The following is a 7,255-nucleotide window of genomic DNA, read 5'->3' as shown; positions in this document are numbered from 1 at the left end:
ACATTATGCGCACCAAGGTGCTGATAAGAACAATCGCGGAAATTTTGGTGCCGAATGCCAGGAAGTAACAAACCAACCCAGGCTAATGAAATCCCAACACCGGCGCTAGCCATTTTGTCATAGACGCTGTGACCCAGCAATTTCATCAACTAACTACACGATCGACAGACAGAACGCAGACAAGTAAAAATCTTCTTAGCAGTGCTGGGATTATTATGGCTAAAGCCATAACGCTTTCTAAGTCCTCGCTTCGCTGCGGGAGTCTCCGGCGCTTTGCGCCTCCCATGCCTACGGCATAATTACGGCTAAAATTGAATTACTGATTACATTCTAAAAGTTTGAGACTCGGAAACTGGCCGTTCTCCTCGCATAGCTGCGGGGAACGGCCAGCCTCCTCATCTTGGAACCTTACGAACCTGAAGCATTACTACAATATCGGTCTTAGTATTTTCCTGTGAACGGGAACCGAAAAACGACCATCCCGATGAAGTCTTGGAATCCTTCTGCTCGGCAAGGCCACCAATCAAAATAATGTCACCATCACTCATGACAACGTTAGTTGAAACATCACGTTTTAATAAGGTAGGTGAATTATTAACTCCCGTGTCAGTTGCGACAAAATTTGATAGTTGTTGCTGTATATTCAAATCGATAGCCTTTACCTTAATTGACGGCTGAACCTTAAATAAAACCCCTGAATTACGGTACTCTACCGACTGTGTGGCATTGTCGCCACTAACTGTGACACTCCCAAGAACAGGAACCTCTGCACCAACAGAAAAAGATGCCTCTGTGTTGTTTTTAACTCTCAAGCGTGGTGAAGAAACAACGGAAAATCTATTGTCAGTTTTGAGCAATGAATATATTGCATCGATTGAACCTGTCTTTATATTAATAAAATCATTCGTTGCACTAACGTTTGAACCCAATGAAATATTAAACTTCTCAGAGATAACCTTTGCGGCAAGTAAGAAGCCAGAACCATCATATTGACCCGTTTGCACCTCAAAAACATAACCAGACACAACGACCTCATCTGGTGTTGTGTCAATGGTTGGAAGGATTCTCTTAACCATTTCAATGTCTTGCTCAGTGCCGTAGTACACAAGTGAATCGCCACTGCGATTAAGGTTGTTGGATGCTCCTGATGATGATTTATTGGATAAATCAGTCGTGATATTACCAGAATTACCAAATCTACCGGATACATACCCAGATAAAATATCAGAGAGATAGCCTACGGTTCTATTCTGTGGTGAGTAGACAAATACATGCATGGCTGGAGGATTTTCTTTAGGCGTGAATGGTGTTATATAATCAATCCCTTTCTTGGTGTAAATTTTAATATTCATATTTCCAAAGTAACGTTCTATAAATTCACGCTCATTAACATCCGTCGTCATTTTAAAAGAAACAACACGGCTATCATCAGCCAGTTCGGGCGCAACCATGTAAGGGACTTTTAAAACCTCTGAGTAAATTAAAGATATTGCTTCAGGCAATGCAAGCTTTTTTATTTCCAGCTCTGTGCCAGCATATGAATTAAAACTAAAGAGTAAAACTATAAAGTAGATGAATTTCATTTCTCAGCACCTGAATAAAATGTAACTAACTCGTCATCAACTATTCCCACCATCTGCATTCCGTGATAGCTAAACGTCGACGCGGGGACAATACGAATAAGGCCAGCATTATTTGTTATTACAACAAACTTACGCCCTTCCCTACTTAATTTCCCCGAAATACGCCATGTGGTTGAAAGTTTCGGTTTCTCTGTCGCAGGAACAGCAGATGCTGGTTGTGAAGTAAATTGTGTTAATTCGGTTTTTTGCACATATTGATGCTCCTTTTTGTCTTCGTTTTTACGTGTGAAAAAAGAATATAAAAAAAACATGCAAATGATAAAAACCACAGCCATGAATGCAGCTAATATAAAAACACTTTTCTTACCAAAAATACTAGCCCTGCCATCGACAGTTAATTCTTTCCCGCTTCCTCCTTCATAAGATTTATACAGCGGAAAAATTGCAGGTTCATACTTCCTTTGATAACTAGTGACTTTATTTGCTTTAAAAAGCTTAGCGCCATTGAACACATCAACTCGATATCTATTCTTCATGCCGAGCGCAATGTGTTTTTGCATTCTAAATGTAGTATCCAATCTGGCTTTAATAAATCTTGGCAGAGATGATACCTCCTGATTTATAACAACCAAATCACAACAAACACCTGTTTCCTCATTAGTAAAATGACGATGCTCAGCAATAAATGAACGGTGCTTTTCACAAATTGATTTATCACTTTCCCAAATTCGCCAAGATTCATCTACAACAATTAAATCGCCATATTGACAGAATGTATCACTCGGCAATGAGTCTTTATATGGGAAGAAGTTTTCTTCACTGACTTGCTTATTTTCAACATAAATAACATCACCAAGTACAATATCCTTTTTTTTGCTTATTTTCTTGCAGTGCTCGTGAATATTAGCTTTGTTTATTCCATAAATATTTGTAACTACTCTGCGGCCTGACAAGCAGGCCGGAACAATAACACTTGCAACAACTTCATATGACTTGCCGCTACCTAATGAGCCGACATAAGCTGAAATAGGCATACAACACTATCCTATAATCGGAATTCTACGAATAATAAAGCGCGTAACAGACGCATTAAATATAAATTGCATTCCTTGATCAAATCTGAATAAGTCAAAGAAATACCACATTGATGGTGGCAGTTGCTGGAATAATGATGGAATATCAAATGTAAATGGAATCCATGAAACCATCTCTTCGACAAAATCATGAACCAAAAATAACAAACCAAAAAACAGAACAAAACGAATAACTATTGTCCTGAACATAAACCCAAGCAGTGTGTTAACAACCGCTATCAACAAACCAAATAAACTCATTTTCCGCTCCTCTTATGCAGATAAAAGAATGCGCAATGCAAACAAAGACCACATCAGAGTGGATATAAGTTGAATCCACGGCCTGTATTGCTCCAGAAATACACAGTGCTGGTCTAATGCATAATCAGTGTCAAATACATTAAATTCAGCAATTGGGCATGTATATGACGCTTTGCTCTTACCTGAAATATTCATATCCCTGTACTCAGGAAACAACTCCTTTATGGGCCTTAAAATTTCGTTGGCTGTAGGTGCATCTTCTAACTCAGGCGTATCCACATCAGGATATTCGAAACTAGGTAACTCGCTTTCATTGCCACTGTTATTATCGCCATTATATTTTGGTGCCTCAATGTTAATATCGGCATTAGGCGCGTTCTGCGATGGATACATGTAATCAAAATCATTCAGCTTGCCATGATTAGGATAATTAGCTTTAATTTCGCCAGATGTTACAGGGTCGCTAGATGAAACAGGAATACCTTCATAATCAGGCTGTGCAGCAGCATCCATTAGCATGTTATTAATCATTGATGCCAGCTGATCCAAATCCATAGGAACATCTTTTAAAGCATCCATGGCTGAAAAACCATCTTCATCAGTAGCTATCTTAGGTTCACCATATAAAATCTCTTCGTCAGGATTAAAATCCTTATTGTAATTAGGCACAATCCCAATTATAGGAGCATTAGTAAATGATTGCTCTTTACCATTAGAATCAGTATATGTACCTGTATAAGAGTATTTAACGCTGGCGCTTGTGCCATTATCAGTAACTTCTCTTATTTCGATTGTATATGTGCACGATACTTTATCAGGAGCACGGCAAGTAAACCCCCCTGCATCCCTACGAGTTTCAAGATAGCCCATAGCAACGCCAGAAATAGTACCCACAATGTAACCAGCTTCACCCTTGGTCCCGTATGGGAACATATACCATTTATGACCTGGCTGTAATTCTGCTACGGTTTCATGGCTATCTGTATTAAATTTACCAGGTAGTAGAACTACTGGGTTATCTTCTGATGGTTCATAATCAACAACAAAAGTAGCATCACCAAAGGTCACTTCATACTTCCCATCTCCGATGGGTTTACCAGAAGTCGCAACCATATAACCACCGGATGAACTGAAATAATCAGCAGTTAAAGTTCCTGCCGTATAACCTACGCCGCCCCAAGTTAACGCACCTGATGCACTTCTAAAAAAACCAGAAGAAGCTATGTTGCTAGATTTGGAAATTGTTGCTTTTGATATCGCTGATGTGGTGTTCTTTACCAGAGTTAAATAAACAGCCTCATTAGCACCTCCTGCTGCAACAGCCGCTTTCATTGCTCTTGCGCCAATAACGCGACCAACAACCGCAGGCATGACTGCGCGCGCAACTAATAAAGGGTTGGAATAAGCTTTTTGAATGGGAATGAAAATGGATACTGAAATTATAAAAAGAAGAACTAAAGAGACAATCCTTTGATTACTGCCCAAGCGCATAACAGCCCCCACATGAAGCACATTAAATTCCAGAATTCTGCAATCATGAAAATCAGGGGGGAAATCCCCCCTGCTCCCTTAGGCCGATTTAACAGTGCGAAGAATCCAGCGAACGCCAGCAATACCCGCATACAAAACAACAAGAGAAGCAGCAACAGCCATAATAGCAACCAGAACATCATTGAAATCAATCTGGTCGGTTAACTGAGTTAAATCAACAGTTGTACCGTCTGCGGCAAAGGTTGGGAGTGAAAAAGACATAGCCATGATTGAACCAAGAGATAACAATTTTTTCATTACAAACTCCTTGTTTTATGAATTTCGCACAAACTTTAATACTAAGCTTATGCAGTGACAAAATAGATAAAGAGCGACAACCGTTGAAAATGCCACTCCCCAAAATTGAGCCATCTGTGTATAGTCAAGTTGACCTTCAACAGAAATGGAAACATACTGGCATTGCATCAGTGGCGTATTTTCAGCAGGGCAAATATGACCAGTTATTTCATTAGCCATTGTCATTTAACCTCAGTAATACCACCTTCATTTTGCATAAAGTAAGTAATGCCATCACGACCTTCCATAGACCATGAGCGACCATATACAGGAACACGAACTGTTTTGCCGATAAGAGAGTTCGCCTGATTTAATACCCCACTACTAACCAAGCCATCAGTGACGCGAATAATAAATTGGTCTTGCAATGTTCCACCGAATCCATCAGACTTTTCAATTGATAGACCCAATTCATTATAGTAGCCTTTGTTATTGCGTTTTTCGCGCTGGCGACCACCTAACATCTTACCTTCGACAAATAAACCGTTAATGCTCATATATACCTCGTTAAGCTACTCTCAAATGATTTGAACGTTGATACCATGATGGAATATGGCAATCGGATACAGTAATATCTCTCTGTTCACGGACAATTACCGGACTGAATTTAGCTATATTGCAACGCTGGGCAATATCAATGCCTATCTTGCGTAATCTCGCGCGATGTGTTTGTACTTGTTTTTTGTTAAAATCGAAATTATGCCCATGCATCCATTGGATCGCATACATAGCAGTTGTATTCGCAGACCTCGTATTATCAACAATGCCCTGCGATATTAAGTGTTCACTGATGGTATCAAAGTCCATTGCAGTCACCGATAGTGTCTTATCTAAATTAATGAATTTTGAGTGTAATTCTTTCAGGATCGAGTAATCTGACAACCCATAGAAATTAAGGTTATTTTTTTGTAGAAAACGAGATTTCAATTTTTGCTCAAATCGAACAACCCCATTATTAGCACAATAAGAAATCACACTCTCGAGATATTTATATTCTTTAGAATCTGCGCCAAATTGATTTTTTATTTTAGGCAATGAATGCAATGATAATTCATGAGCCTTATTATATACAGTTGGATAAATTAGGTTCACATTGCCTTGTTTGGAAAGCCAATCCACTGATTTTCCATTGCTGTGAAGTCTTGGCACACTATTTCTGTACGGTTGGGTAGATAAAGCTGATATGTAATCATCTTCATTACCACAACCGACAGAACGATTAGAAGTTATATGTAACTCTTTTATAATAGCGCCATCAGCTAATGATGATGTTTTTTCATTCTCTCCCGTTTGCCGCTGAAATATACGTGTACATTTTGTGAAGCAAGGCAAACCCAGATTTTCCAAAATCGTATTATAAACAGCAACACATGAATCGATACTTGCAAGGCCGAACAAATTATCAAGCCTTCCCCATCTTGACGGGTTGCCGCTCACTTTCAGTAGAGAGCCACGAATCGAGATCGATACCACATCGCAGAAAGATCCTTTGTGTTTAAACGTTGGCTGAGATAACGCACTGGCCTCCCCGGTGTCTACATGTATACGTTGATACGCAACATCCCCCAAAAGAGGAAGTTGGTAGCCGAAGTCCTGTTCTATTGTCATCCAGTCGTAAAACATAATATACATGTACACAATGAAACATGTGAACGTTATACGCTTATGTACACAAATGCACAAGTGGACCGTGAGCAACATGTCAAAAATGCACTAGAATGCCGCGCTCACACACAAACAACATTTTTAGGTAAGGTTATGACAGATAAGAAATATTCCTCTCTACGCGTACCTGCTGATAAAAAAATGGCTCTTGAAAAGGCTGCTATTGAAATCAGCTACGCAACCGGAAAACCGCATAAGTGGACAGAGGTAGCGTTCTATGTCATCGATGAGTACCTGAAGGAAGCTGTAAAGGATCTTAAAGCTGGCAAGAAAAAGTAAAAAACCGTGGGAAACCACGGTAAAGTTCGGGTGTCACAGAACCCCGAACCGCTCCGCGGCTAAATATTAACCACCACGCAGACATGGAAGGAACCAGGATGACAGAGAAAACAAAGGCTGTTTACAACGATAAAAACATCTCTCAGCGCATGAGAATTGAAATTTCATCGATTGAAAACGAGATTCGTGCTCCCATTTCAGAGCACGAATTTCAAAGCGTTCTGGAGGATGAGGCGCCCGCATTCGCCATCATGAACAGGGAGAAAGGTGAGTTCTTGCAATCAATTCGTTTCGCCACAGATGGCGAGTCTGCTGGTACTCGATGGACTAAAAACCTGCGTGATGCGTTTGTATTCCACGATAGACTCAAGGCTACCAATCTTGCAATAAACATCAATGGTACGCCGAGAGGGTGCACTGTAGTGCCCCTGACCTACCAACTTGATCCACTTTACAAACACCTTGAATAAATGGTTCGCATAATGACGTTATGCTAAAGAGGCCGCTGCGGGATGAATTTTCGCAGCGGCCTTTTCAACATAACGAGTCGAACATTATGCGCACCAA

The 7,255-nt window shown here is 40.1% G+C and carries 10 protein-coding genes; 2 read left to right on the top strand and 8 right to left on the bottom strand.

Going from position 1 to position 7,255, the window contains the following annotated elements:
* Nucleotides 1-395 precede the first annotated feature (395 nt).
* The 8 genes from ETG88_RS21810 to ETG88_RS21775 all read right to left on the bottom strand — a co-directional run bounded on the left by ETG88_RS21810 (nucleotide 396) and on the right by ETG88_RS21775 (nucleotide 6,367).
* Complete coding sequence (locus tag ETG88_RS21810; protein WP_129036388.1) at nucleotides 396-1,583, bottom strand: type II secretion system protein GspD; 1,188 nt, start codon at nucleotides 1,581-1,583, stop codon at nucleotides 396-398.
* Nucleotides 1,580-2,617, bottom strand: coding sequence for a zonular occludens toxin family protein (locus tag ETG88_RS21805; protein ID WP_129036387.1), 1,038 nt, complete (start codon nucleotides 2,615-2,617; stop codon nucleotides 1,580-1,582). Before ETG88_RS21805 ends, ETG88_RS21810 begins: the two co-directional genes overlap by 4 nt.
* Nucleotides 2,618-2,623: 6 nt before the next feature.
* Nucleotides 2,624-2,917, bottom strand: coding sequence for a DUF2523 family protein (locus ETG88_RS21800; RefSeq protein ID WP_129036386.1), 294 nt, complete (start codon nucleotides 2,915-2,917; stop codon nucleotides 2,624-2,626).
* Nucleotides 2,918-2,929: 12 nt separating this feature from the next.
* Nucleotides 2,930-4,408: a hypothetical protein gene (locus tag ETG88_RS21795; protein ID WP_129036385.1), complete on the bottom strand. Its 1,479-nt coding sequence runs from the start codon at nucleotides 4,406-4,408 to the stop codon at nucleotides 2,930-2,932.
* 78 nt (nucleotides 4,409-4,486) lie between these two features.
* On the bottom strand, nucleotides 4,487-4,705 hold the full coding sequence (locus tag ETG88_RS21790) for a major capsid protein (RefSeq protein WP_129036384.1): 219 nt from the start codon (nucleotides 4,703-4,705) through the stop codon (nucleotides 4,487-4,489).
* Nucleotides 4,706-4,720: 15 nt separating this feature from the next.
* The gene (locus tag ETG88_RS21785; protein WP_129036383.1) at nucleotides 4,721-4,930 is read right to left on the bottom strand and encodes a hypothetical protein; all 210 of its coding nucleotides are present in this window, start codon (nucleotides 4,928-4,930) and stop codon (nucleotides 4,721-4,723) included.
* Nucleotides 4,927-5,241 carry a DNA-binding protein gene (locus ETG88_RS21780; protein WP_129036382.1) on the bottom strand — a complete coding sequence of 105 codons (315 nt, stop codon included), beginning with the start codon at nucleotides 5,239-5,241 and terminating at the stop codon, nucleotides 4,927-4,929. The genes ETG88_RS21785 and ETG88_RS21780 overlap by 4 nt, the downstream gene beginning before the upstream one ends.
* Before the next feature lie 10 nt (nucleotides 5,242-5,251).
* Entirely contained in the window at nucleotides 5,252-6,367 is a 1,116-nt protein-coding gene (locus tag ETG88_RS21775; protein WP_129036381.1) for a phage/plasmid replication domain-containing protein, read from the bottom strand.
* Between the two features lie 42 nt (nucleotides 6,368-6,409).
* On the opposite strand from ETG88_RS21775, the gene ETG88_RS21770 reads away from it, so the two are divergent.
* Both ETG88_RS21770 and ETG88_RS21765 read left to right on the top strand, forming a co-directional pair.
* Nucleotides 6,410-6,688, top strand: coding sequence for a hypothetical protein (locus tag ETG88_RS21770; RefSeq protein ID WP_233446161.1), 279 nt, complete (start codon nucleotides 6,410-6,412; stop codon nucleotides 6,686-6,688).
* 98 nt (nucleotides 6,689-6,786) lie between these two features.
* Nucleotides 6,787-7,158, top strand: a complete 372-nt coding sequence (locus ETG88_RS21765; RefSeq protein ID WP_129036380.1) for a hypothetical protein — start codon at nucleotides 6,787-6,789, stop codon at nucleotides 7,156-7,158.
* Nucleotides 7,159-7,255 lie beyond the last annotated feature (97 nt).

It is taken from the genome of Lelliottia nimipressuralis, assembly GCF_004115925.1.
Lineage (GTDB): Bacteria > Pseudomonadota > Gammaproteobacteria > Enterobacterales > Enterobacteriaceae > Enterobacter > Enterobacter nimipressuralis.
This window is presented reverse-complemented; position numbering and strand designations above follow the sequence as displayed.

What these genes read in the sequence shown, in the direction of transcription:
- ETG88_RS21810 (WP_129036388.1), bottom strand. Translation starts at nt 1,583, where the DNA reads ATGAAATTCATCTACTTTATAGTTTTACTCTTTAGTTTTAATTCATAT.
- ETG88_RS21805 (WP_129036387.1), bottom strand. Translation starts at nt 2,617, where the DNA reads ATGCCTATTTCAGCTTATGTCGGCTCATTAGGTAGCGGCAAGTCATAT.
- ETG88_RS21800 (WP_129036386.1), bottom strand. Translation starts at nt 2,917, where the DNA reads ATGAGTTTATTTGGTTTGTTGATAGCGGTTGTTAACACACTGCTTGGG.
- ETG88_RS21795 (WP_129036385.1), bottom strand. Translation starts at nt 4,408, where the DNA reads ATGCGCTTGGGCAGTAATCAAAGGATTGTCTCTTTAGTTCTTCTTTTT.
- ETG88_RS21790 (WP_129036384.1), bottom strand. Translation starts at nt 4,705, where the DNA reads ATGAAAAAATTGTTATCTCTTGGTTCAATCATGGCTATGTCTTTTTCA.
- ETG88_RS21785 (WP_129036383.1), bottom strand. Translation starts at nt 4,930, where the DNA reads ATGACAATGGCTAATGAAATAACTGGTCATATTTGCCCTGCTGAAAAT.
- ETG88_RS21780 (WP_129036382.1), bottom strand. Translation starts at nt 5,241, where the DNA reads ATGAGCATTAACGGTTTATTTGTCGAAGGTAAGATGTTAGGTGGTCGC.
- ETG88_RS21775 (WP_129036381.1), bottom strand. Translation starts at nt 6,367, where the DNA reads ATGTTTTACGACTGGATGACAATAGAACAGGACTTCGGCTACCAACTT.
- ETG88_RS21770 (WP_233446161.1), top strand. Translation starts at nt 6,410, where the DNA reads ATGTACACAAATGCACAAGTGGACCGTGAGCAACATGTCAAAAATGCA.
- ETG88_RS21765 (WP_129036380.1), top strand. Translation starts at nt 6,787, where the DNA reads ATGACAGAGAAAACAAAGGCTGTTTACAACGATAAAAACATCTCTCAG.